We start from the raw sequence: 25,073 nt of genomic DNA, 5'->3' as shown, positions 1-25,073 counted from the left end.
ATCATCTTCATCGACGAGATCGATGCGGTCGGCCGCCATCGCGGCGCCGGCCTGGGCGGCGGCAACGATGAGCGTGAGCAGACCCTCAACCAGCTCCTCGTGGAGATGGACGGCTTCGAGGCCAACGAGGGCGTGATCATCATCGCGGCCACCAACCGTCCCGACGTGCTCGATCCGGCGCTCCTGCGCCCCGGCCGCTTCGACCGCCAGATCGTGGTGCCGAACCCGGACGTGGTCGGCCGCGAGAAGATCCTGCGCGTTCACGTGCGCAAGGTCCCGCTGGCGCCCGACGTGGACCTGAAGGTGATCGCCCGCGGCACCCCTGGCTTCTCGGGCGCCGACCTGATGAACCTCGTCAACGAGGCGGCTCTCCTGGCGGCTCGCCGCGGCAAGCGCATCGTCACCATGCGCGAGTTCGAGGACGCCAAGGACAAGGTGATGATGGGCGCCGAGCGCCGCACCCTGGTCATGACCGACGACGAGAAGCGCCTGACCGCCTATCACGAGGCCGGCCATGCCGTGGTGGCGCTCAACGTCCCGGCCACCGACCCGGTCCACAAGGCCACCATCATCCCGCGCGGCCGTGCGCTTGGCATGGTCATGCAGCTGCCTGAGCGGGACAAGCTGTCCATGTCCTACGAGCAGATGACCTCGCGTCTGGCCATCATGATGGGCGGCCGCATCGCCGAGGAAATGATCTTCGGCAAGGAGAAGGTCACGTCGGGTGCCCAGTCGGACATCGAGCAGGCCACGCGGCTTGCCCGCATGATGGTCACCAAGTGGGGCTTCTCGCCCGAGCTCGGCACCGTTGCCTATGGCGAGAACCAGGACGAGGTGTTCCTCGGCATGTCCATGGGCCGCCAGCAGAACATCTCCGAGGCGACCTCGCAGAAGATCGACTCGGAAGTTCGCCGTCTGGTGGAGGACGGGCTCAACGACGCCCGCCGCATCCTCACCGAGAAGCAGCACGAGCTCGAGGCCCTGGCCCGCGGCCTTCTGGAGTACGAGACCCTGTCGGGCGACGAGATCCGCAACCTCCTCGACGGTCAGCCTCCGGTGCGGGACTCCGGCGACACGGTCACCCCGAGCCGCGGGTCGGCCGTTCCGACCACCCGCCCGGGCCGCCCCCGGGAAACCGACGGGGGCATGGAGCCCCAGCCGCAGGCTTAAAAACGTCGGTATCTGTGAAATCCAAGAACGCCCGCCTTTCCAGCGGGCGTTCTTTTTTGTTTACCTCAAAGTACTAATACTACACATGAGCCAGGGGTAAGGTTTGTAACAATCGCTTATCACTTGTGATGCGCGGATTGGCCTCCATGCCTTGACCGGAGTGGGGGAGGTTGCTTTGAAAAAGCAAAAGCGCGGATCGGCGCCAAGGAATGCGGAGACAAAGCACGTGCGGAAATACTTCGGGACCGACGGCATTCGGGGCCGCGCCAACGGCATCATCACGCCGGACCTCGCCCTCAGGGTCGGGCAGGCTGCAGGCCTCATGTTCCAGCAGCGCGGCGATTACCGCCACCGGGTCGTGATCGGCAAGGATACGCGGCTGTCCGGCTACATGATCGAGTCCGCCCTTCAGGCGGGCTTCACCTCGGTGGGCATGGACGTGCTCCTGCTCGGACCGATCCCAACCCCTGCTGTCGCCATGCTGACCCGCTCCATGCGCTGCGACCTCGGCGTCATGATCTCGGCCTCGCACAATCCTTACGAGGACAACGGCATCAAGCTGTTCGGCCCGGACGGGTTCAAGCTCAGCGACGACATGGAGCTTCAGATCGAGGCCCTGATCGATTCCGATCTCACCCGCCGCCTGTCCGGCTCAGCGACGCTGGGCCGCGCCAAGCGCATCGAGAGCGTCCAGGCCCGCTACATCGAGTTCGCCAAGCGCACCCTGCCGCGCCAGATCGACCTGGAAGGCATGCGGGTCGTGATCGATTGCGCCAACGGCGCCGGCTACAAGGTGGCTCCGGAAGCCCTGTGGGAGCTGGGCGCCGAGGTGATGTCGATCGGCGTGGAGCCGAACGGCTTCAACATCAACCACGATGTCGGCTCCACCGCCCCCGATGCCCTGATCCAGAAGGTCAGGGAGCTGCGCGCCGATGTGGGCATCGCCCTCGACGGCGATGCGGACCGCGTTCTCATCGTCGACGAGAAGGGTCACAAGGTCGATGGCGACCAGCTCATGGCCGTGGTGGCCCGCTCGTGGAAGGACGACGGCCGCCTGTCGCAGCCGGGCATCGTTGCTACGATCATGTCGAATCTCGGCCTGGAGCGTTTCTTAAGCGGCATGGGGCTCGGCCTCGTGCGCACGGCAGTGGGCGACCGCTATGTGCTCGAGCACATGCGGGCCCATGGCTTCAACCTCGGCGGCGAGCAGTCCGGGCACATCATCATGTCCGACTACACCACCACGGGCGACGGTCTCATCGCGGCCCTGCAGCTTCTTGCGGTGGTGAAAAGCCTCGGCAAGCCGGTCTCGGAGGTCTGCCACTGCTTCGAGCCCCTGCCGCAGGTTCTCAAGAACGTGCGCTACAAGGCCGGCAAGCCCCTGCAGGACGCGTCCGTCATCAAGGCCATCGAGGCAGGACGCGAGACGCTCGGCGAGGCAGGCCGCCTCGTGATCCGCCCCTCCGGCACCGAGCCTGTCATCCGCGTCATGGGCGAGGGCGACAACGAGGATGTCGTCAACCGCGTGGTGGACGACGTGGTGGCTGCCGTCACCCAGGCCGCCTCCAAGGTCGCTGCATAAGAACGCCGCTTCCTTCCAAGCTTCAAAAGAAAAGCCCCGGCGAGATGATCGCCGGGGCTTTTCTGTTGCGCCTATCCGTTTGCGGGGAGGTGGCGTGGATCGCACTCTCCAGGTCATGGCCGGGCTCGTCCCGGCCATCCCGATTGTAAGCACGCAGCGCCTCACCGAAGCGAGATCACCGGCACAAGGCCGGTGATGACGAGGAAAAAGTATCGAAGTGCTATGCTGCGGATCACTCCGCCGGGTGAGCCGGAGGAGCCTCCTTCGTCCGCGACGGCAGGTCTTCCCCATGGGGTCGCAGGCCGGTCTGCGCGCGCAGGCGATCGATCATGTCGCCCACATAGGTGGAGGGCTTGGTGAAGCCGCCGATGAGCAGGTAGATGGATGGCACCACCAGCATGGTCAGCATGGTGGAGACCGTCACGCCGCCGACGATCACGGTGCCGATGGCATTGCGTGCCTCGGCGCCCGCGCCCGTGGACCAGGCGAGCGGAATGGCGCCGCCGATCATGGCAATCGAGGTCATCAGGATCGGCCGCAGGCGCAGGACCGAGGCTTCGAGCACCGCATCGTGCACCGAGTATCCGCGCTCGCGCAGCTGGTTCGAGAACTCGACGATCAGGATGCCGTTCTTCGTCATGAGGCCGATGAGCAGGATCATGCCGATCTGGCTGTAGATGTTGAGCGTCTGTCCCGTGACGAACAGCGCCAGCAGACCGCCCGTCACCGCGAGCGGCACCGTGAGCATGATGATGAACGGGTTGATCCAGCTCTCGAACTGCGCGGCCAGCACCAGGAACACCACGAGCAGCGCCATGGCGAAGGTCACGTAGATCGCCCCAGTGGAATCGAGAAAGTCCTTCGATTGCCCGTTATAGCCGATGCGCACCTCCGCCGGCAGGTTGTCGCGCACGATCTGCTGGAGGATCTCCAGGCCTTCGCCGATGGAAACGCCCGGCGTCAGCGAGGACTGGATCGTGATCGAGCGCAGGCGGTCGAACCGGTTCAGCGCTTGAGGAGCAGCCGATTCCGTCAGGCTCACGAAGGACGAGAGGGGCACCAGCTCGCCGTTGGCGGCACGGATGAACGTGTTGGTGAGGTCGTTCGGGGTCGCGCGATCCTGCGCGCGGGCCCGCATGATCACCGGGTATTCGTCGCCGCGGCTGACGAAGGTCGAGACTTCGGTCTCGCCGAACATCAGCTGCAGCGTGCGGCCGATATCCTCCACCGAGACGCCGAGATCGGCGGCGCGCTGGCGGTCGATCTGCACGCGGATGTCGGGCTGCGACTCGCGGTAGTTGGAATCCATGTTGACGAACTTGCCCGTCTCCTGGGCCTTCTGCATGACGATGTCGCGCCAGCCCCGGATGGTTTCGTAATCGGGACCGCCGAGGACGAACTGGATCGGCTGGCCGAAGCCGCCGGCGCCGCCGAAGGCTGGCGGGTTGACCACGGACACGCGCGCGCCGGGGAAGTTCGACACCTTCGGCGTCAGCTCACGCACGATGTCCTGCTGGCTTTTGGTGCGTTCCTCCCAGGGGACGAGGCGCACGATCACGATGCCTTCGTTGACCGGTGAGGGGCGGGCGAAGCCCGGCGCGACCTGGCTCAGCATGGACCCGATGACGCCCTGCTCCTGCAGGGGCAGGATGGCCTTTTCGACCTCCTTCACCCGGTCGCGGGTGTAGTCGAGGCTCGCGCCTTCCGGCGCCTGGAGCCTGACGATAATAGCGCCGCGATCCTCCTGCGGGGCGAATTCCTTCGGCAGGGATTGGAACAGCCCATAGGCCGAGAGCGACACCAGGAAGCCGACGAACAGGATGACGACCGGGATCTTCAGCGCGCGGGAGAGCAGCCAGCGGTAGCCGCTGTTCATCTTCTCGAAGAGCGGCTCGGTCATGCGCTGGATGCGCCCGTGGGCCGGGACCATCAGCTTCGAGCACATCATCGGCGTGAGGGTACGCGCGACGACGCCCGAGAAGAAGATGGCGGCCGCAAGCGTGATGCCGAACTCGCGGAAGAGCTTGCCGGTGTTGCCCGTCATGAAGGCAAGCGGCACGAACACCGCCATCAGGGTGGCGGTCGTCGCGATCACCGCGAAGCCGATCTCGCGCGCGCCGTCGAAGGAAGCGAGCAGCGGCGGCTGCCCTTCCTCGATGCGCCGGTGCACGTTCTCGATCTCCACGATGGCGTCATCCACCACGATGCCGATGGCGAGCACGATGGCGAGCAGGGTCAGCACGTTGATGGATGCACCGAAGAAGGCCATCACCATGAAGGCCGCCGTGATGGAGACCGGGATCGCCACCATGGCCACGATGGTGGAGCGCCAGTCGCGCAGGAAGACCAGAATCACGAGGATCACCAGCGCGACGCCTTCGAGCAGCGTCTTCAGCACGCCGTCGATGGAGGCGCGGATGAACTGGCTCTCGTCATAGGCCACTTCGGCCACGGTGCCGGGCGGAAGCGACGACTTGAGCTCCTCCAGTTCCTTGCGCACGCCCTCGACCACGGAGAGCGTGTTGGCGGTCGATTGGCGCACCACGCCCAGACCGATGGCGGTCTCGCCCGACTGGTAGAACTCGAAGCGCGTGTCCTCCGCCCCGACCTCGACCTGGGCGACCTCGCCGAGCCGGACCAGATAGCCGTTCTTGTTGGTGACGATCACCCGGGCGAATTCCTCAGGGGTCGCGAGGCGGGAATCCGTCTTGACGGTGAATTCACGCTGGCTGGACTCGATCCGGCCGCCGGGCAATTCCACGTTCTGGCGCTTGATGGCGGTCTCGAGATCCTGCGCCGTCAACCCGCGGGCCGCGAGCGCCGGGCGGTCGATCCAGACCCGCATGGCAAAGCGTCGCTCGCCGCTCAGGTTCACGTTGGCGACGCCCGGAACGGTCGACAGGCGATCGACGTAGACGCGCTTGAGGAAGTCGCTGAGTTCGAGGGCATCCAGAGTCGTGGAGGTGACGCCGACCCACAGAATGGCCGAGGCGTTCGCATCGACCTTTCGCACCACCGGCGTGTCGGCTCCGTCCGGCAGACGCCCGGTCACGCGAGAGACGGCATCGCGCACGTCCGACGTCGCGGCTTCCGGCTCGCGGGAAACCTCGAACTCGATGGACACCGAGGAGCGGTCGTTCTGACTTTGCGAGGTGATCTGGCGGATGCCTTCGATGCCGGCGACCGCGCCCTCGATGATCTCCGTCACCCGGCTCTCGATCACCTCGTTCGAGGCGCCGCGATAGACGGTGGAGACCGACACCACCGGGCGGTCGACCTGCGGGTACTCGCGAACCGGCAGGTTCATAAGCGCCGCCAGGCCGCCCACGATCAGCAGCAGGCTGACCACGACGGCGAAGACGGGGCGGCGGATGAAGAGGTCTGAAACCTGCATGGTTTTATTCGATCCCGTTAGGGTCAAGTCGTTTGAAAAGTGGAAGCTCAGTGTCATCCCCGGCGAGCGTCAGCGAGGGAAGGGGATCCACGATCAAGCGCGGAGCTATGGATTCCCTTCCCTTCCGCTGCGCTCCGGCTGGGAATGACACGGAATGCATGTTACTTCCGCTCGGCCGCCTGCGCGCTGCCGATGGCCTGCGGCACGTTCAGCGACGAGCGGGAGGGCTGCTCGCGGTTGGCTGCCGGAACAGGCGCGGCAGGGGCGCCGGAACCGACCGGGCGAGCGATGACTTCGGCGCCGGGCCGCACGCGCTGGACGCCCAGCACGACGATGGTCTCGCCGGGCTTCAGGCCTTCCACCACCTCCACCTTGCCGCCCTGGCGCTGGCCGATGGTGATGACGCGGCGCTCCACCTTGTTGTCCTTCACCGGATAGACGATGTGGCGCAGGCCCTCGCTCACCACGGCCTCTTCCGGCACCACGACGGCGTCGTCCTTGTTGGAGACTTCCAGGGCAACGGACAGGAACATGCCGGGCTTCAGCGCCTCGTCCGGGTTGTTGAACTCCGCGGTCAGGCGCGCCGTGCGCGTCGTCTGATCGACCCGGGGGTCAATGGTGGCGACCGTGCCCTTGAAGGTCCGGCCACGGTAGGCGGCCGACACGGCGTTGACCGTCTGGCCCGGCTCGAGGCGGCCCAGAAGGTTCTCCGGCACGGCGAAGTCGAGGCGCACCTTCGAGAGGTCGTCGAGGGATGTGATCCGGGTGCCCGGTGCCACATAGGCGCCGAGCGAGACGGAGCGGGTGCCGACGCGGCCGTCGAAGGGGGCGCGGATCGTCAGCTCCTCGAGCCGCGCCTCGGCGGCCTTGCGCTGGGCCTGAGCGGAGGCGATCGAGCCTTCGAGCGATTTCATCTGCGCCGTCAGGTCATCGACCTGGGCCTCGGTGCCGGCACCGGTGCGGCGCAGGGCCTGGGCGCGCTCGAGCTTGATGGCGATTTCGTTGCGGAGTGCCGTGGCGCGGCTGGCCTCGGCGGCCGCCTGCTCGATGGCGGCGCGGCGCTCGGCGGCATCGAACTGGACCAGCGTGTCGCCGGCCTTCACCTTCTGGCCTTCCTCGAAGCCGATCTTGCCGATGATGCCTGCCACCTTGGCGGTCACCATGATGGATTCATAGGCACGCACGGTGCCCACCGCCTCCCGGATTTCCACGATGCGTCCGGTCTTGACCGCGTCGACCTCGACCGTCGCCGGGCCGGCGGGACCGCCCCGTCCGCCGGGGCCTCTTGGAGCGCCAGCCTGCTGACCGGCGGGTTGGCTCACATAGGCGCCGATCACGGGCACATTGGCCAGATGGCCGCCCTTGTAGGCGTACCAGCCGCCAAAGCCTGCTGCCCCGAGCACGGCGATGACAGCAAGTTGACCGGACACACGCATGCTTGCTCCTTACACGTCAGTCTTTGTCGCTTGGATGATCGGAACCCGTCCTAGCACAGTATATGCCAATTACCCGGATCGGATCCTTCTGAACACGATGTTTTGTATTACGATTTCGTAATCTGAACTCCTGCCGCAACGACAGATCCTCCAGTAATCGCCTTGACCATGACCTTCGGCTCCGTCATACCGGTCGGCGGGACACCTCTCCCCACCGAGAGGCGCCCATCTGAGAGGATGGATCACATGACAAGCCTGCCCGCCGCGCGTCCGCGCGCGCCCTTCTTTTCGTCCGGCCCCTGCGCGAAGCGCCCCGGATGGTCCCTCGCAAACCTCAAGACCGACAGCCTCGGCCGCTCGCATCGCGCCAAGCTCGGAAAGGCGCGCCTCAAGCTCGCCATCGACCTAACCCGCGAGGTTCTGGACGTGCCGGCCGATTACCGCGTCGGCATCGTGCCCGCCTCCGACACCGGAGCCGTGGAAATGGTGCTGTGGTCGATGCTGGGCGCCCGTCCGGTCGACATGCTCGCCTGGGAAAGCTTCGGCGAGGGCTGGGTCACGGATGTGGTCAAGCAGCTCAAGCTCGCGGATGCCCGCGTGATCGGCGCGCCTTACGGCGAGCTGCCCGACCTGTCTCAGGTCGACACTAAGAACAGCGACGTGGTCTTCACCTGGAACGGCACCACCTCCGGGGTGCGCGTGCCCAACGCCGACTGGATCGCGGCCGACCGCGAGGGTCTGACCATCTGCGACGCCACCTCGGCGGCCTTCGCGCAGAAGCTCGATTTCTCCAAGCTCGATGTGGTGACCTTCTCCTGGCAGAAGGTGCTGGGCGGCGAAGCGGCCCACGGCATGCTCATTCTCTCGCCCCGCGCGGTCGAGCGGCTCGAGACCTACAAGCCCGCCTGGCCGCTGCCGAAGATCTTCCGCATGACCAAGGGCGGCAAGCTCATCGAAGGCATCTTTGAGGGCGAGACCATCAACACCCCGTCCATGCTGGCGGTCGAGGACTACATCGACGCGCTCGAATGGGCGAAGTCCATCGGCGGATTGAACGCGCTCGTCGCCAAGGCCGACGCGAACGCGAAGGTCATCACCGACTGGGTCGCCAGGACCCCGTGGATCGCCAACCTCGCCAAGGTCCCGGCCACCGCCTCCAACACCAGCGTGTGCCTCGTCATCGCCGACGCGGACGTGGTGGCGAAGGGCCCCGAGGCCGTCACGCAGGTGGCCAAGGGCATCGTCTCCGCGCTGGAGAAGGAGGGTGTCGCCCTCGACATCGGCGCCTACCGCGATGCCCCTCCGGGCCTGCGCATCTGGTGCGGCGCCACGGTCGAGCAGTCCGATCTCGAAGCCCTGACGCCCTGGCTCGACTGGGCCTTCGCGCAGGAAAAGTCGAAGCTCGCGAAAGCGGCTTGATCTCTACTTCCCTCTCCCCTTCAGCGGGAGAGGGTGGTCGGCGCATGCCGACCGGGAGAGGGGCCGTGCTCACGATGAGCGCCGCCCTTCCCATCTACTCACAAACAATTCTTCCCCTCTCCCGACCTCGCTTCGCGAGGCCACCCTCTCCCGCAGAGGGGAGAGGGCTTTCAGAGGTGCACCATGCCCGCTCCCCGCGTTCTCATTTCCGACGCTCTCTCTCCCGCCGCCGTTCAGATCTTCAAGGATCGCGGCATCGAGGTCGATTTTCAGCCCGATCTCGGCAAGGACAAGGACAAGCTCGCCCAAATCATCGGCCAGTATGACGGCCTCGCCATCCGCTCGGCCACCAAGGTCACGGCGAAGATCCTCGAGCAGGCCACGAACCTGAAGGTGATCGGGCGCGCCGGCATCGGCGTCGACAATGTGGAGATCCCCGCCGCCACGGCGCGCGGCGTGATCGTCATGAACACGCCCTTCGGCAATTCCATCACCACGGCCGAGCACGCGATTGCGATGATGTTCGCGCTCGCGCGCCAGATCCCGCAGGCGGATGCCTCTACGCAGGCCGGCAAGTGGGAGAAGAACCGCTTCATGGGCGTCGAGCTCACGGGCAAGGTGCTCGGCGTCATCGGCTGCGGCAATATCGGGTCCATCGTAGCGGACCGCGCCATCGGCCTGCGCATGAAGGTGATCGCCTACGATCCGTTCCTGTCGCCGGAGCGCGCGCTGGAGCTCGGCGTCGAGAAGGTCGAGCTCGACGACCTTTTGCGCCGCGCCGACATCATCACGCTGCACGTGCCGATGACCGAGAAGACGAAGAACGTGCTCTCCGCCGAGAACATCGCCAAGACCAAGAAGGGCGTGCGCATCGTCAACTGCGCCCGTGGCGGCCTCGTCGATGAAGTCGCGCTTCGCGCAGCGCTCGATTCCGGCCATGTAGCGGGCGCGGCCTTCGACGTGTTCGTGGAAGAGCCTGCCACTTCGAACCCGCTCTTCGGCCATCCCAATGTGGTCTGCACACCGCACCTGGGCGCCGCCACCACGGAGGCGCAGGAGAACGTGGCCCTGCAGGTGGCCGAGCAGATGTCGGATTACCTGCTGCAGGGCGCCATCCAGAATGCCGTGAACTTCCCGTCGATCACCGCCGAGGAAGCGCCGCGCCTGAAGCCTTTCGTGGCGCTTGCCGAGAAGCTCGGCTCGTTCCTCGGCCAGCTTACGGAAGCACCCATCAAGGGCATCCGCATCGAGTACGAGGGCAATGTCGCCGAGATGAACACCCGCGCGCTCACCTCCGCCGCGGTGACCGGCGTGCTGCGTCCCTTCCTGCAGGACATCAACATGGTGTCGGCGCCGTTGGTGGCGCGCGATCGCGGCATCATGGTGGAAGAGGTCAAGCGCGAGAACGCGGCGCGCGACTACGAGAGCTTCATCCGCATCATCGTCGATGCGGAGGACATGGCCCGCCATGCCGGCGGCACCGTGTTCCAGGACGGCAAGCCCCGCGTGGTCGACATCCGCGACATCGCGGTCGATGCGGAGTTCGCCCCGCACATGATCTATGTGCGCAACGACGACAAGCCCGGCTTCATCGGCCGCTTCGGCACCCTGCTCGGCGAGTCGGGCGTGAACGTCGCCACCTTCGCGCTCGGCCGCGACAAGCCCGGCGGCGATGCGATCTGCTTCGTGTCGGTGGATCAGCCCGTCTCCGACGAGCTCCTGCGCCGGATCGAGGACATCCCTCAGGTCAAGCGCGCCCGCGCCGTGCGGTTCTGACAAGGTCTTCGAGATGACATCATCCCTGCCGCAGCGTTTCGTCCTGACACTCGCCTGCGCGAACCGTCCGGGTATCGTGGCCGCCGTGGCAGGGCATCTGTCGGAAGCCGGCCTCAACATTCTCGACGCCCAGCAATACGACGACACGCAGACTGATCGCTTCTTCATGCGGGTCGTTTTCGATCCCGTCGTGGGAGAAGCCGATCTCGACGCCCTCAAGAGCGGCTTCGCGCCCTTGGCCGAGCGCTATGGCATGACATGGACCCTGCGCGACCCGAACGAGAAGCGCCGGGTCATGCTGCTGGTCTCGAAGTTCGATCATTGCCTGGCCGATCTGCTTTACCGCTGGCGCATCGACGAGCTCGATTTCGAGCCCGTCGGCGTCATCGCCAATCATCCGGTCGACACCTACAGCCATGTGGATCTGGGCAGCGTGCCGTTCCACTACCTTCCCGTCACGAAGGATACGAAGCTCGAGCAGGAAGCGCGGGTCTGGGAGATCATCCGCGACTCGAAGGCCGATCTCGTGGTGCTCGCCCGCTACATGCAGGTGCTGTCAGACGGTCTCGCCGGGAAGCTCTCCGGGCGCTGCATCAACATCCACCATTCGTTCCTGCCCAGCTTCAAGGGCGCCAAGCCCTACCATCAGGCGCACACGCGCGGCGTGAAGCTGATTGGCGCCACCGCGCACTACGTGACATCGGATCTCGACGAGGGACCGATCATCGCCCAGGACGTGGAGTCGATCACGCACCGCGACACGGCGGACGACCTCGTGCGCAAGGGCCGCGACATCGAGCGCCGCGTGCTGGCCCGTGCCGTGCGCTATCACCTGGAAGACCGCATCCTGCTCAACGGGCGCAAGACGGTGGTGTTTGCGGATTAGCGCCATCGTCATGCCCGCACTTGTTGCGGGTATCCACGTCTTTGCAACGATCGAAGACGTGGATGGCCGGGACTGATCCCGGATCAAGTCCGGGGACGGCCATGACGTGGTGGGTGTCATCCCCGGCGCACGAAGTGCGGGAAGGGGATCCATAGCGTTGTGCGTGGGGGTGGATTCCCTTCTCCTCCGATGGCTGCGCCATCTCCGGCCGGGAATGACACGTGCGTTTCCTACCGCCGCCGCTCCGAAAGCCAGATGCCGCCGAGCACCAGCACGAGGCCTCCTGCGTGATAGAACGCGAAGGGTTCGCCCAGCAGCACCACGGCGAGCAGGGCGCCGAAGACCGGCACGAGATTCACGAAGAGGCCGGCCCTGGCCGGGCCGATGAGCTCCACGCCGCGCATGAAGAACACCTGAGACAACAGCGACGGCAGCAGGCCCACATAGAGCAGGATCAGCCATCCTTTCGCGGTGGGGAATTGCAGGCTGCCCTGAGCGGCTTCGATCCAGAGCAGAGGCAGGGACGTCGTGAAGGCCACCAATGCCAGCGCTGCGAAGAAGATGAGGCCTGGAAGAGCCGGGCGATGGCGCAGGCCGAGCGTATAGCCCGCGTAGAACACGCAGGCGATCAGGGTCCAGACGTCGCCGATGTTGAGCGCGAGCGTCCGGAGAATCTCGAAATCGGCCTTCACCGAGACCAGGATCACGCCGAGGATCGTGACGATCATGCCGATGATCTGCAGCGGGATCACGCGGGCCTTGAAGAACAGGACTGTGCCCAGAAGGACGAGAACCGGGATCGAGCCCTGAAAGATCGTGAGATTGACCGCGGTGGTGTAATGGGCGGCCGCGTAGAACAGGGCGTTGAAGCCGGTGAAGCCGAAGGCCCCCATGAGGATCGTGAAAGCCCAGCGCTGCCTGATCTGCGGCCATGCCGCAATCACCTGCCGGCCGACGAGCGGCAGCAGCACGATCACCACGATGACCCAGCGCAGGCAGGTGAGCATCATGGGCGACACCTCGCCCACGGCCAGCCGCCCGGCAATGGCATTGCCGCCCCACATCAGCGTGGTCAGGGTCAGGAGCACGTAGGCCTGCCCCCATACTCCCTTCCAGAACGCGTGCAGGATATTCATCGGAGGTCGGACCTTATTGCACTTGCCGCCGTGCGCCGTTCGGCTAAACCGGCACGACAGCAAGCGGGTGACACGCATGGCCTTACGGTTTCTGGTGGTTGAGGGCAATACGCGGGGCGCAAGGCAGGCCCACAGGGACGCCTATGGACTCACGCTCTCCGAGTCCTACTCCGAGGTGATCCAGGGGATCGCCACGGATGCCGTCTGCGATATCGCGTTCCCGACGGACGAGGGCGCGAACCTGCCGGATGCGGCGGGGCTCGAATCCTATGACGGCATCGTGCTCACCGGCTCCCATCTCAACATCTACGACCGCACGCCCGACATCCTGAGCCAGATCGACCTGATGCGGGCGATCTACGCCTCCCGGACCCCGTCCTTCGGCTCCTGCTGGGGGCTGCAGGTGGCGACGGTCGCGGCCGAGGGAGACGTGCGCCAGAACCCCCTCGGGCGCGAGGTCGGAATCGCCCGCAGGCTGACGCGGACGGAGGCCGGCAGGGAGCATCCGCTGCTCGACGGGCGCCCGGCTTCCTATGATGCGCCCGCGATCCATCTCGACATGGTGACAGTCGTGCCGGAGGACTGCACGGTTCTTGCGAGCAACGCGATTTCGCCGGTTCAGGCGGCCGAGATCCGCCGCGACGGCGGCACGTTCTGGGGCGTGCAGTACCACCCGGAGTTTTCGCTCGGCGAACTCGCGGCAATCCTGAGCCGCCGCACCGATATCCTCGTTCGGGAGGGCTTCTGCCGGACCCCCGAGGAGGCACTTGCCTACGCGGAGGATCTGGCGGCGCTCGACAAGGATCCGACGCGGTTCGATCTCGCCTGGCGCCACGGCATCGACGCGGAGGTTCTCGAGCCCGTCCGCCGCACGCGCGAAATCCGCAACTTCATCGAACATCGGGTGCGAACGGAGAAGAGCGCCCGCGGACGGGCGTGATCCGGAGATTCCGCTCCCGGGTAGGGATGAAGAAGGCGCTTAGACGGCAGCGTCAAACGCGGCCTGACGGAGTGACTACTGTTCGAAAGCAACCCGCATAACATTCCACTGCGCATAGCGGTGAGCAATGCTCGCAGGGATGTGGAAAGGTGCACAGCGTTTCACGGCCTTCAATGCTGCCAGGGTATTCAAGGAATTCGGATCTCCACGAACCACCTTGGGCTCCTGCGCAAGCGAGCCATCCAGGTTCAATCGCACCTCAAGCACCGGCACCTCGCCGCCCACAGCTTGTCGAGGGAGGATGTAGCACTTCTTGAACTGATCCATGAAGATCGGAATAAGATCGGCGCGGGGGTTTCCCGCAGTTACACAGGCCGAAAGGCTGGCCGCGAGCAGAACGAGAACGGGCGCAGAGATAAGCGGGTTCATGAAGGCATCCTCTCCCCGACTCATACAGCGCCGGTTCGAGTTCCGGAACTCTGTTTCGCATCCGGTATGATGTTCTTATTTTGTTCTTGACGGATCACCTAAGCTAAGCTATACAGTTTCCTTAGATCTGTTCCTGAGAGGGGCGCGCTCGCGAGGCGTCGCAGTGTGGGAGCAGGCACGGTCCTGTGGTGATGCCTCGCAAGCAGCACCGACAGGAGGCCCAAGCTGTGGGCCGGTGGTCGGAACCGGTCTCAGGCCCCCGTCGAGCAGACGGACCCCGCCTGAGACGGTCACCGGGCTGGCATCGCTTGTCCGCCTAAAGAAGCCGTGCGCGAAGAGGCATCTCGGCTCTTCCTTATCAACCACACATCATCGAGCCGGGCTGCCCAACGCGCCACCCTCGATTGCCTCAAAGGCTCGCAGCACCAGCTGCGGGCCCACAGGCGCTGGCTGTTTCATCAATCCATTCATGAGGTCGAACATGCCAAACCACATTCCCGCCTTTCCGGTGTTTATCATGCGGGGATGCAGGGCTCATTCCGCCTTGACCTGAGGCGCATGATCCACCATGAGGGTTTGCAAGGTTTTTACCCAGCCCTGGCCTTGCGCCGGGGCTTTTTCATGTGAGGGTTTGAGCGATGGCGAACGTGGTTGTCGTGGGCGCCCAGTGGGGCGACGAGGGCAAGGGCAAGATCGTCGACTGGCTGTCCGAACAGGCGGACGTGGTCGTGCGGTTCCAGGGCGGTCACAATGCCGGCCATACCCTCGTGATCGGCGACAAGGTCTACAAGCTCTCGCTCCTGCCCTCCGGCGTCGTGCGTCCCAATAAGCTTTCCGTGATCGGCAACGGCGTCGTGCTCGACCCGCATGCGCTGGCCGGCGAAGTGGAGCGCCTGAGCGAGCAGGGCGTTTCGATCAGCCGCGAGAACCTGCGCGTGGCCGAGAACGCCACGCTGATTCTCTCGATTCATCGCGAGCTCGATGCGCTGCGCGAAAGCGGCAGCGCCGGCACGAAGATCGGCACCACCAAGCGCGGCATCGGTCCGGCCTACGAGGATAAGGCAGGCCGCCGCGCCATCCGCCTCATGGATCTGGCCGATCTCCCGTCGCTGCGCGACAAGATCGACCGGCTGCTCACGCACCACAATGCGCTCCGCCGCGGCTTCGGCTTCGACGAGTTCAAGCCCGAGGAGATCTACCAGGAGCTGGCCTCCGTCGCACCCAAGGTGCTGCCCTACATGGATGCCGTGTGGCGCCTGCTCGACGACGAGCGCCGGGCCGGCAAGCGCATCCTGTTCGAGGGCGCGCAAGGCGCGCTGCTGGACGTCGATCACGGCACCTATCCCTTCGTCACCTCGTCCAACACGGTGGCCGGCCAGGCGGCGACCGGCTCCGGCCTCGGCCCGGGCTCCGTCGGCTATGTGCTCGGCATCGCCAAGGCCTATACGACCCGCGTGGGCGAGGGGCCGTTCCCGACCGAGCTCTTCGACGAGACCGGCGAACTGATCGGCCAGAAGGGCAAGGAATTCGGCGTGGTCACGGGCCGCAAACGCCGCTGCGGCTGGTTCGACGCCACCCTGGTGCGCCAAACCGTGCGCACCTCGGGCATCGACGGCATCGCGCTCACCAAGCTCGACATCCTCGACGGCTTCGAGACCATCAAGATCGGCGTCGGCTACAAGCTCGATGGCCAGACCATCGACTACTTCCCGGCGAGCCAGGGAGCTCAAGCCCGCGTGGAGCCGATCTACGAGGAGTTCGAGGGCTGGAGCGGCTCGACCGCGGGCGCCCGCTCCTGGGCGGACCTGCCGGCGCAGGCCATCAAGTATGTCCGCCGGGTCGAGGAGCTGATCGGCGCCCCGGTCGCGGTGCTGTCCACCTCGCCGGAGCGTGACGACACAATCCTCATGAAGAACCCCTTTGAGGGTTGACGGCGGAGCCGCAGCGGGTCATTCCGAAGAGAAATGGCAGATTATTACCCCCTCATCGCCCGAGCCGTCGAAGGCCTGCCCGAGCAGAATCCCGACACGCGGCACGCTGTCTATGAGCGTGCCCGAACGGCACTGATCGCGCAGCTGCGTTCGCTCAACCCGCCCCTGTCCGAGGCGGAGATCCAGCAGGAGAGCCGCTCCCTCGACGAGGCCATCGCCAGGGTGGAGGCGGATCATGCGCCGCCGGCCGGGTTCGATGTCGACCACTCTTCCGCCAGGCTGAGCGACGAGCCGCCGGTGCGACCGGGGTCTGAAAGCTCGCGCGGCGCAGCCTCGGTCCACGGGTTGCGGGCGCCGGCCCCTCAGCCGGCTCAGGACGAAGAGATCGAAGAGCCCTATGCCGAGCCCGCCATGGCCCGGCCCAAGATCGACAGCCGGCCGCATCCGGCCATGCAGAACAAGGGCCGCGGGCGCACCATCGTGTTCGGCTCCGTCCTGGCGCTGGTGATCGCGGCGATTGCGGCCTTCGCTTTCCTGTGGCGCGACCGGCCCGAGGATCTCGCCCCCGAGACCCCGGTCGCGGAGGCCCCGGCGACGCCGCCTGCCGATTCCAAGATTGGCGAGCGCGTGGGGGGAGGGCAGGCGCCGCCCCCGGCCGCAACTCCCAACCCGGCGCTGCGCCAGGAAACGGGCGTCGCTCAGCGGGCGGTGTTCTACGAGGAGGATCCCGCCAACCCTTCGGCCCCCAAGGCGCAGGTCGGACGGGTGACGTGGCGCCTGGAGGACGTGAATCCGGGCCAGGGCCAGCCGCTGGAGCGGGCGGTGATCGCCAATGTGGACATCCCGGATGCCGGGCTGACCATGAGGATGGTGCTGCGGCGCAATCTCGACACGACGCTGCCCGCCTCCCACACGGTCGAGCTGACCTTCACGACCCGTGCGAGCGATACCAACCGCGTGATCCGTGACGTGGGACTGCTGCAGTTCAAGAGCGAGGAGGCGGCCCGCGGCACCCCGGTGGCCGGCCTGCCGGTGCCCGTGCGCGAGAACCTGTTCCTGATCGGCCTCTCCAACCTGCAGGCCGATGTGGCGCGCAACACCCAATTGTTCGTGCGCCGCAACTGGATCGATCTCCCGGTGCGCATGGCCTCGGGCCAGCGAGCCATCTTAAGCTTCGAGAAGGGCGGCTCCGGCGAGCAGATCATCAACGACGCTTTCAGCCAGTGGCAGTAGACCTGTCCAGGCCTCCGACAGCAAAAAGCCGCGCTTCATGCGCGGCTTTTTATATTGATCCGTCCGTGAAGCTTTAGGCGTCGGCCGACGAGGTCTCGATCTGGGTCAGGTTCTTCTTGACCGCGTCCTGGATCTTCTCGAAGGCGCGCACCTCGATCTGGCGAACGCGCTCGCGGGAGACGCCGAATTCCGAGGAGAGCTCCTCCAGGGTGATCGGATCGTCCGAGAGGCGCCGGGCTTCGAAGATGCGGCGCTCGCGGGGATTGAGGACGGACAGCGCGTTGCGCAGGGCCTTGAGCCGGTTCTGGCCTTCCTCTTCCTCGACGAGCACCTGCTCCTGGCTCTGGCCCTGATCCACGAGCCAGTCCTGCCACTCGCCACCGCCTTCCCCCTCGTCGCGCAGGGGGGCGTTGAGGGACGAGTCGCCGCCGAGACGGCGGTTCATGTCCACCACGTCCTGCTCGGTCACGCCGAGCTGGGTGGCGATCTGCTTGACGTTGTCAGGGTGCAGGTCGCCTTCCTCGAAGGCGGAGATGCGGCCCTTAGCCTTGCGCAGGTTGAAGAACAGCTTCTTCTGGTTCGCGGTGGTGCCCATCTTCACGAGGGACCAGGACCGCAGGATGTATTCTTGAATCGCCGCCTTGATCCACCACATGGCATAAGTGGCGAGGCGGAAGCCCTTGTCGGGCTCGAAGCGCTTGACGGCCTGCATCAGGCCGACATTGCCCTCCGACACCACCTCGCCGATCGGCAGACCGTAGCCGCGGTAGCCCATGGCGATCTTGGCGACCAGGCGCAGGTGGGATGTAACGAGCTTGTGGGCTGCTTCGCGATCTCCATGCTCGCGCCAACGCTTGGCGAGCATGTATTCCTCATGCGGCTCGAGCATGGGGAAGCGACGGATCTCGTCGAGATAGCGCGAAAGGCCTCCTTCATTGGCAAGCACCGGAAGCGCTGTAGCCATCGTGTCTCCTCCTTTGGCTCCCTCACCGCGAGGCAAGCCTGCAGCGGCCCCCTCCCATGGCTGGCCGCTCAACCTCTTCATATAATCGGTTCAATCTCGTCCGAATAGAGGCGTCAGGCTTCAAGACGTGGTGAACGCATCAGAATCGCAAGGGTGCCAGCGTGGCTGAATTTTGCGACCCATTGACGCTAAATTTCCGCCCGCAGAGCCTCGAGCAGGGCAGCCAGATCAGCCGGCAGAGGGCTCTCGAACTGCAGGAACTCGCCGGTTCGTGGATGCTCGAAGCCGAGAACGGTCGCGTGCAGGGCCTGCCGGCCCAGGGCCGTGAGCGCCTCCCGCGACCGCTCGGAGAGGCGGTTCGCCTTGGTCTTGAAGCCTGAGCCGTAGGTGGCATCGCCGAGGAGCGGGTGCCCGAGATGGGCCATGTGAACCCGGATCTGGTGCGTGCGTCCCGTTTCCAGCTCGCACCGGACTAGGCTCGCCAGGGGCTGTGCAGGGGACAGGCTCTCCAGGAGTTCGTAGTGGGTGATGGCATAGCGGCCGCGCTCCTCGCCCACCACCACGATCTTCTCGCGGTTGTGGGTGGAGCGGGCGAGCGCCGCCTCCACGGTTCCGCGCCGGCGCTCGGGCACGCCCCAGACGATGGCAAGATAGGCCCGCTCCAGCGGGCCCGTGCGGCCGTGGTCGGCAAACTGCGCCGAGAGGGCTTGATGGGCGATATCGTTCTTGGCCACCACCAGCAGGCCGGAGGTGTCCTTGTCGAGCCGATGCACGATGCCCGGCCGCTTCACGCCGCCGATGCCCGACAGGCTTTCGCCGCAATGGGCGATGAGCGCGTTCACCAGCGTGCCTGACTCGTGTCCCGCCGCCGGATGGACCACGAGGCCGGGCGGCTTGTCGATGACGATCACGTCGTCGTCCTCATAGATGATGCTGAGCGCCATCACCTCGCCGGCCGGCTCCGCCGGCACCGGCGGAGGCACGCTCAATCCGATACTGGCACCGCCTGCCACCTTCCTGTTGGGGTCCAGCACCGGTGAGCCGTCGACGGTCACCTGACCGTCGCGGATCAGAGCCTGAAGGCGGCTGCGCGACAGGTCTCCCTGGAGCCGCGCCAGCACGCGATCGAGCCGCTCGGGCGCAAGACCATCCTCCAACATCCATTCATGCCGCGTCACATCGTTCACCGCATCCTCATTTCCGGTCGGCCTTCGCTTTTTTCAGCAAAAGGGCTTGAAGCAAATCAGAAGGGTGGTTATACGAGCGGCCTCCACCTTGCTAGCTCCCTTCGTCTAGCGGTCTAGGACGTCGCCCTCTCACGGCGAAAACAGGGGTTCGAGTCCCCTAGGGAGCGCCAAAGGTGTCCGAGAAAAAGCCCCGCTTCGGCGGGGCTTTTCTTTTGGTTCAAACAACCCGCACAGAACGGTCAGATTGCGACGACATCGGATCACATGAGCCCGGTCTTGCTCTCGATCAGCACGGATTGAAGCGCTGATCGAGCCCGACCGACAGCACTGTTGGGAGAACCTCCCTCCCGCTGTTGTGAGCGATGTGGCGTTGCTGATCGTAACAGAGTTCATGTCGCGCATGGGTTCCGTCATGCTCGACATGAACCGGATGAGGTCCTATTCGGCCGGCGTCAGGTGGGCTGCCGGGCTGGCGGAATGATCCCGCGCCGGACGGAAGACGAAGTAGGCGAACAGGAGCATGGCGGCCAGCACGATCAGGGACGACAACGCGGCGATCGGGTCGGCGGCATGATAGCCGAGATGGATGGCAGCGACCGCAACCGTGAGCACGACGGTGCCGACCGACCACAGGACAACCTGGATCATGGCCAGCCGGCTGGCATCGAGGGCAGGGCGGCGCTCGTAGTAGATGCCGAAGAGGAACAGGGAGACCCATCCGAGCAGATTGAGATGGGCATGGGCCGGCATGATGGCGTGATTCTGGGTCGCGGCCATGCCGATCCCCATAGCCATGCCGGCGATGACGAACAGAACGGCGAGTCTGAAGCTGAGTGACGATGCGTGCATGAACTGGTCCTCCGAAAAGTATTCCCTGGCTGATTTGTTCTTCTGATTACAGCCGAGTTCACAATGAAGGATGTGCGTTAAATCACAAGCAACTACTAAGTTAACTTAACTATATAACGTGATTAGATATAGTATTGATGGTTCGAATTAGTGGAGTGAAAGCACCGCAGGGATGGACGCTATTCCTGAAGCAAAGATCAAGATTCTGCTCGACCGTGAACCGGGGAAAACTCATGCGGGTGCTGTGCGCGCGATGATCGGTTTGGGAAGAGCGTCGACCAAGGCCTGACGCTCATCCTTCAGAGCATGCTCAAGGACAATACGCAGGACATGGGTCCATGCAGTCCGATCTCAGTCCGGCATCAGAACAAACAACGCGGGGAGTTAAGGCTCCCCGCGTTGTTTGTGAGCATGGCTCAGAGTCTCCCCGGTGGGAGCAAAGCTCAATTCTTCCGGCCGCCGCTTTGAATATCTGTCGATGGCGCGCGCTGCGGGCGGCTCCCACCGCCTTGTCGTTCGAAAGCATTTTCACAGCGGTCGACGTGGCTCTCGGCCCGCTGCTGCATTTCCTGAATGGTGTGGCACGGCTCGTTCACGTCCTGCTGGCAGAATGCGCAGATCATAAGCTTGACCTCGGTTTCATTGTTGGCTCAAGGGCCAACGTGGAGTCCAGATCGCAGTTCCTCCCGGTCACATGCAAAACGGCCCGCATCGGCGGGCCGTCGGGAGTGCTTGCCGGGGATCAGCTGCGCTGGGTCACGCGAGCCTTGCGGGATCCGGAAGGTTTTCCCTTGAAGCGTTTATGCTTCTTCCAGGATGGTCTCGCGCGGGCTTTGCAAGCCATGGCTTTCTCCTATGGTTTGTTTCGGTTGTTTGATCCCGGGGCAGTGGAGTCGGTCTTTTCGAGACCTTTGCGCTGATCGTTCTCGGTCAGGCTCCGGTTACCCCTCGAGCGATCGCCCCGTTCGGCATGATCCGGACTGCTCTCGCTTGGATGCACGATGCTGGTGTTCACGCTCTGCTCGGCCAAGCCCTGAGCGTGATCCTCGCCCTTGCCGGACATGGGCTCAGCTGCCGCTCTGAATGTCGCGGCGGTGGGCTCCGGAGCTCATGCCCTGCTGATCCTTCAGGGCATGCTCGCAGCGGTCCACATGGCTTGCGGCGCGCTGCTGCATCTCCTGCTTGTTGTGGCAAGGGTCGTCCACGTCTTGCTGGCAGAACTGGCATTTCATGGTGGCCTCCTTCGGGCACGAACAGGAGGCCAACGTGAAGCCGCTGCGAGGGTTCCTAGCGTAGCCGGAAACCTCGCAGGTCAGTCAGTCCTTGAGCCTCAGCCGTAGAGGTAGCGCGGCAGCCACAGGCCAAGGTCCGGGAAGGTGTAGAACATGGCCATAGCCACGATGACGAGGAACAGGAATGGCATCACTCCGGCAAAGATCTCGTTGATGCTCACATGCGGCGGCGCGATGCCCTTCAGGTAGAAGGGTGCCATGGCGACCGGCGGCGACAGGAACGAGGTCTGGATGTTGAGGGCGATCAGCACGCCGAAGAAGATCGGATCAATGCCAAAATTGTCGAGGAGCGGCAGGAAGATCGGCACGAAGATCACGACGATCTCGGTCCATTCCAGCGGCCATCCGAGCACGAAGATGATCACCTGCGTCAGGATCAGGAACCAGAAGGGTGAGAGGTTCAGGCTAGTGACGAAATTCTCGACCGGCTGATGCCCGCCGAGAAAGGCGAAGATCGACGAGAAGATGAAGGATCCCACGAACAGCCAGCACACCATGGCCGAGGTGCGGGCGGTGAGGATGACCGACTCTCTCAGCTTTCCGAACGACAGGGACCGGTAGGCGGCCGCCAGCAGCAGGCTGCCCAGCGCCCCGACGGCCGCCGCCTCGGTCGGGGTCGCGATGCCGAAGAAGATGGCGCCGAGCACCGACAGGATGAGAAGCGCAAGCGGGAAGAAGGATGTCGCCAGGGACCAGATGATCTTCGTCAGAGGAACGGTGCGCTCTTCCGGAGGCAGCTTCGGCGCCAGGCTCGGATTCATGGCGCAGCGGACGATGACGTAGAACGTGTAGAGTGCCGCCAGCATGAGGCCCGGGAAGAGGGCGCCCGCATACAGCTTCGGCACGGACACGCCGGCCGTCGCGCCGTACAGGATGAGCAGCACGCTCGGCGGAAGGAGAATGCCCAGGCATCCGCCTGCGCAGACCACGCCTGCGGAAAGCTTCACGTCATAGCCTGCCTTCAGCATGGCCGGGAAGGCGAGGAGGCCCATGAGGGTCACCACCGCGCCGACGATTCCCGTCGCGGTCGCGAAGAGGGCGCAGGTGACCAGCGTTGCGATGGCGAGCGATCCGGGAAGGCCCCCGATGGCGATCTGGATCGAGTAGAACAATCGGTCGAGGATGTTCGCCCGCTCGATGATGTAGCCCATGAAGACGAAGAGCGGGATGGCCACGAGCGTGTCGTTCGTCATCACGGAATAGGCCCGCTGCACCACGAGCGCGAACACGATGTCGCCCATGGCGAAGTAGCCGAAGCCGAAGCCCAGCGCCATCAGCGTGAACGCGATGGGAAACCCCAACATGATGAAGACCACGAACAGGCCGAGCATCACCACGCCCAGTTCGGGATTCCCCAGCCCCCAAGATGCCAGCATCAGATGACCCCCCTGGTGAGGCCTTGTTGCTCGGCCTGTTCGAGAATGAGCTTTTCGGTTTCTTCCACGTCATGCAGGCGCTGCGGCCACTCGCCCGTGCGCAGGCAGTGGATGCAGCGGATGACCTCGGCAATGCCCTGGAACGTCATCAGCATGCCTGCAAGTGGGATCAGAGCCTTGAAGGGATAGATCGGCGGTCCGTTCGGCGAGTTCATGGAGTGCTCGTTCATCATCCATGACATCTGGGAAAACGGAATGCCGGCATAGACGAGGGCGAGAATGCCGGGAAAGAAGAACAGGAAGTAGAGCACGAGGTCCAAACCCGCCTGCCGGCGCGGGCGCCAGTTGCGGTAGAGGAAGTCGCCTCTCACATGGCTGTTGCGCGCAAGCGTGTAAGGGCCGGCCACCATGAAGAGCAGTCCGTAGAGCATGTAGCTCGCGTCGAACGCCCATTCCGTCGGGGCTCGCAGCACATAGCGCGAGAACACCTCGTAGCAGACCGCGAAGGTGAGGGCGAGAATGGCCCAGGCAACGGTCTTGCCGATGACTGTGTTGATGCGGTCGATGAAGTAGACGAAGCGCATGGGCGAGGCCCTTCCGGAAGCCTGCGGGACAGTGCAAGGGCGGCATCATGCATGCCGCCCTCGTGGCTTGTAGACTCTGCCTCGGATCGAGGCTGACCGGATGGCCGCTCTCAGGTGGTCTTGAAGAAGTGGTCGTAGGCCATGTCGCGCGAGGGCTCGTTCAAGCGCTCGTAGGCATAAGTGCGCTGCACCCAGGCCTTCTGGCTGTCGATCACCTTCTTGAAGAACGGATCCTTCGAGAACTCTTCGATGACCTTGTTCCAGGCATCGAGCTGAACCTTCAGCACCGAGTCCGGCGTCTTCGTGACCTTCACGCCGCGGCCGCGGATGGCCTCCAAGTCCTTGGAATAGCGGTCGAGCGCCTTCCACGACATGTCGGCCGAGGCCGATTCCGCCGCATATTTGAGAACGGCCTTCAGCTCCGCCGGGAGCGCATCGTACTTGGCCTTGTTGAAGATGAGCTCGAAGGTTTCGCCGGACTGGTGATAGCTCTGGAGCATCAGGTTCTTCGACACGTCCGGGAAACCGAGAATGAGGTCGGAGGACGGGTTGTTGAACTCGGCGCCGTCGATGACGCCGCGCTCCAGCGCCGGCACGATTTCGCCGCCGGCCAGGATGGTGACGGCTGCGCCGAGCTGGCGATTGAGGTCCGCGGCCAAGCCCACCGTGCGGTACTTCAGGCCCTTGAAGGCATCGGCCGAGGTCACCTCGCTCTTGAACCAGCCGAGCGGCTGGGCCGGCATGGGACCCGACAGGAAGCCGACGATGTTGAGCTTGAGGATCTGCTGCTGCAGCTCGTTGTAGAGATCGTAGCCGCCGCCATAGTTCATCCAGCCGAGGAAGGAATTGGCGTTCCAGCCGAAGGACGGGCCGGTGCCGAACAGGGCGAAGGCCTTGTTCTTGCCGTACCAATAGGCCGCAACGCCGTGGCCGCCGTCGAGAATGCCCGCATGCACCGCATCCTGCAGCTGGAAGGCCGGAACGACGGCGCCGGAGGCGAGAACGTCGATCTTCAGGCGCCCGCCGGACATGTCGTTGATGCGCTTGGCGTAGTCGTTGCAGAACTCGTGGAAGATGTCGCGGTTCGGCCAGGTCGACTGGAATTTCCAGGTAGCCGTCTGGGCTCTGGAGACCTGAGGGGCTGCGACTGTTGCCGCCGCTCCCAGGCCGGCGACTTGCAGGAACCGACGGCGAGACTGCTTGGATGCACTCGGAGTCTGAGACGCTGGTGTTTTATCTTTTTTCACTGCTTCCTCCCTCAACCATATCATTGTGAGGATCGCGTTTTCTTATGCTGGAACGCGTTATTCCGCAGAGGATGGTGTGTCATTTCCCCTGTGACTTCAAGGGGCGCGGGAGGGTGAGCGATATAGACCTCTGGCTTAGATGAGTTTGACTTTCCGGGCCGATGTTCTGCGTCGATCTTCTTCTACAAAGACCTTGTTGGCGCTGCTGCTCCATCGACGAAGCATCCCAAGGCCGGGCGGGC

21 protein-coding genes and 1 tRNA gene are annotated in these 25,073 nt (G+C 64.7%); 11 read left to right on the top strand and 11 right to left on the bottom strand.

From position 1 onward, the window contains the following. On the top strand, positions 1-1,170 hold a 1,170-nt coding region (locus tag MA07_RS06415; protein ID WP_036348170.1), incomplete at its 5' end, for an AAA family ATPase. A gap of 226 nt (positions 1,171-1,396) precedes the next feature. Beyond that, the gene (glmM, locus tag MA07_RS06410; protein ID WP_036348167.1) at positions 1,397-2,752 is read left to right on the top strand and encodes a phosphoglucosamine mutase; all 1,356 of its coding nucleotides are present in this window, start codon (positions 1,397-1,399) and stop codon (positions 2,750-2,752) included. A 232-nt stretch (positions 2,753-2,984) separates the two neighbouring features. On the opposite strand, the gene MA07_RS06405 is transcribed toward glmM, so the two are convergent. Beyond that, positions 2,985-6,146 (bottom strand): efflux RND transporter permease subunit, encoded by a 3,162-nt coding sequence (locus MA07_RS06405; RefSeq protein WP_036348164.1) that lies wholly within the window; start codon positions 6,144-6,146, stop codon positions 2,985-2,987. 161 nt (positions 6,147-6,307) lie between these two features. Further along, positions 6,308-7,582, bottom strand: a complete 1,275-nt coding sequence (locus tag MA07_RS06400; protein ID WP_052002889.1) for an efflux RND transporter periplasmic adaptor subunit — start codon at positions 7,580-7,582, stop codon at positions 6,308-6,310. A 246-nt stretch (positions 7,583-7,828) separates the two neighbouring features. Between MA07_RS06400 and MA07_RS06395 the strand changes: the two genes are divergently transcribed. The 3 genes from MA07_RS06395 (at position 7,829) to purU (ending at position 11,663) form a co-directional block, all read left to right on the top strand. Continuing rightward, positions 7,829-9,001, top strand: coding sequence for a phosphoserine transaminase (locus tag MA07_RS06395; RefSeq protein ID WP_036348186.1), 1,173 nt, complete (start codon positions 7,829-7,831; stop codon positions 8,999-9,001). Positions 9,002-9,184: 183 nt separating this feature from the next. Continuing rightward, the gene (gene serA / locus MA07_RS06390; RefSeq protein ID WP_036348161.1) at positions 9,185-10,777 is read left to right on the top strand and encodes a phosphoglycerate dehydrogenase; all 1,593 of its coding nucleotides are present in this window, start codon (positions 9,185-9,187) and stop codon (positions 10,775-10,777) included. Between the two features lie 13 nt (positions 10,778-10,790). After that, positions 10,791-11,663 (top strand): formyltetrahydrofolate deformylase, encoded by an 873-nt coding sequence (gene purU / locus MA07_RS06385; RefSeq protein ID WP_036348158.1) that lies wholly within the window; start codon positions 10,791-10,793, stop codon positions 11,661-11,663. A gap of 230 nt (positions 11,664-11,893) precedes the next feature. Here the strand turns inward: purU and MA07_RS06380 are convergent, their stop codons facing one another. After that, positions 11,894-12,799 (bottom strand): DMT family transporter, encoded by a 906-nt coding sequence (locus tag MA07_RS06380; protein WP_052002888.1) that lies wholly within the window; start codon positions 12,797-12,799, stop codon positions 11,894-11,896. 76 nt (positions 12,800-12,875) lie between these two features. Between MA07_RS06380 and MA07_RS06375 the strand changes: the two genes are divergently transcribed. Then, positions 12,876-13,739: a type 1 glutamine amidotransferase gene (locus tag MA07_RS06375; RefSeq protein ID WP_036348155.1), complete on the top strand. Its 864-nt coding sequence runs from the start codon at positions 12,876-12,878 to the stop codon at positions 13,737-13,739. A gap of 75 nt (positions 13,740-13,814) precedes the next feature. On the opposite strand, the gene MA07_RS06370 is transcribed toward MA07_RS06375, so the two are convergent. Further along, positions 13,815-14,168, bottom strand: coding sequence for a hypothetical protein (locus tag MA07_RS06370; RefSeq protein ID WP_036348152.1), 354 nt, complete (start codon positions 14,166-14,168; stop codon positions 13,815-13,817). A 327-nt stretch (positions 14,169-14,495) separates the two neighbouring features. Here MA07_RS06370 and MA07_RS29515 point away from each other — a divergent pair, with 327 nt between their 5' ends. Genes MA07_RS29515 through MA07_RS06360 form a run of 3 tightly spaced genes read left to right on the top strand, consistent with a single transcriptional unit; the run spans position 14,496 to position 17,332 of the window. Then, positions 14,496-14,795 carry a hypothetical protein gene (locus MA07_RS29515; RefSeq protein WP_152568756.1) on the top strand — a complete coding sequence of 100 codons (300 nt, stop codon included), beginning with the start codon at positions 14,496-14,498 and terminating at the stop codon, positions 14,793-14,795. An 11-nt stretch (positions 14,796-14,806) separates the two neighbouring features. Beyond that, on the top strand, positions 14,807-16,099 hold the full coding sequence (locus MA07_RS06365; protein ID WP_036348149.1) for an adenylosuccinate synthase: 1,293 nt from the start codon (positions 14,807-14,809) through the stop codon (positions 16,097-16,099). A 33-nt stretch (positions 16,100-16,132) separates the two neighbouring features. After that, complete coding sequence (locus MA07_RS06360) at positions 16,133-17,332, top strand: hypothetical protein (RefSeq protein WP_036348146.1); 1,200 nt, start codon at positions 16,133-16,135, stop codon at positions 17,330-17,332. Positions 17,333-17,405: 73 nt separating this feature from the next. Here the strand turns inward: MA07_RS06360 and rpoH are convergent, their stop codons facing one another. Together rpoH and MA07_RS06350 are read right to left on the bottom strand one after the other, a co-directional pair. Continuing rightward, positions 17,406-18,296, bottom strand: coding sequence for an RNA polymerase sigma factor RpoH (gene rpoH, locus MA07_RS06355; RefSeq protein WP_036348143.1), 891 nt, complete (start codon positions 18,294-18,296; stop codon positions 17,406-17,408). Positions 18,297-18,484: 188 nt separating this feature from the next. Beyond that, a complete protein-coding gene (locus MA07_RS06350) occupies positions 18,485-19,456 on the bottom strand; it encodes an RluA family pseudouridine synthase (protein ID WP_036348180.1) in 972 nt (323 codons plus the stop codon). A gap of 121 nt (positions 19,457-19,577) precedes the next feature. Between MA07_RS06350 and MA07_RS06345 the strand changes: the two genes are divergently transcribed. Further along, a tRNA-Glu gene (locus tag MA07_RS06345) sits at positions 19,578-19,653 on the top strand. A 268-nt stretch (positions 19,654-19,921) separates the two neighbouring features. On the opposite strand, the gene MA07_RS06340 is transcribed toward MA07_RS06345, so the two are convergent. Then, positions 19,922-20,332 carry a hypothetical protein gene (locus MA07_RS06340; protein ID WP_036348140.1) on the bottom strand — a complete coding sequence of 137 codons (411 nt, stop codon included), beginning with the start codon at positions 20,330-20,332 and terminating at the stop codon, positions 19,922-19,924. A gap of 338 nt (positions 20,333-20,670) precedes the next feature. On the opposite strand from MA07_RS06340, the gene MA07_RS29510 reads away from it, so the two are divergent. Further along, positions 20,671-21,252 carry a hypothetical protein gene (locus MA07_RS29510; protein ID WP_152568755.1) on the top strand — a complete coding sequence of 194 codons (582 nt, stop codon included), beginning with the start codon at positions 20,671-20,673 and terminating at the stop codon, positions 21,250-21,252. 147 nt (positions 21,253-21,399) lie between these two features. Here the strand turns inward: MA07_RS29510 and MA07_RS30015 are convergent, their stop codons facing one another. From MA07_RS30015 to MA07_RS06315, 4 genes are all read right to left on the bottom strand, one after another. Further along, a complete protein-coding gene (locus tag MA07_RS30015) occupies positions 21,400-21,564 on the bottom strand; it encodes a hypothetical protein (RefSeq protein WP_160195396.1) in 165 nt (54 codons plus the stop codon). Between the two features lie 98 nt (positions 21,565-21,662). Beyond that, positions 21,663-23,000: a TRAP transporter large permease subunit gene (locus tag MA07_RS06325; RefSeq protein WP_036348131.1), complete on the bottom strand. Its 1,338-nt coding sequence runs from the start codon at positions 22,998-23,000 to the stop codon at positions 21,663-21,665. Beyond that, complete coding sequence (locus MA07_RS06320; RefSeq protein WP_036348127.1) at positions 23,000-23,584, bottom strand: TRAP transporter small permease subunit; 585 nt, start codon at positions 23,582-23,584, stop codon at positions 23,000-23,002. Before MA07_RS06320 ends, MA07_RS06325 begins: the two co-directional genes overlap by 1 nt. A 110-nt stretch (positions 23,585-23,694) precedes the next feature. Next, positions 23,695-24,831: a TRAP transporter substrate-binding protein gene (locus MA07_RS06315; protein ID WP_036348124.1), complete on the bottom strand. Its 1,137-nt coding sequence runs from the start codon at positions 24,829-24,831 to the stop codon at positions 23,695-23,697. Positions 24,832-25,073 lie beyond the last annotated feature (242 nt).

The sequence above is a fragment of the Microvirga sp. BSC39 genome (assembly GCF_000739015.1).
In the GTDB taxonomy this organism is placed as follows: domain Bacteria; phylum Pseudomonadota; class Alphaproteobacteria; order Rhizobiales; family Beijerinckiaceae; genus Microvirga.
Note: the sequence above shows the minus strand (reverse complement) of the source record. Positions and strands in the feature narration are given on the sequence as shown.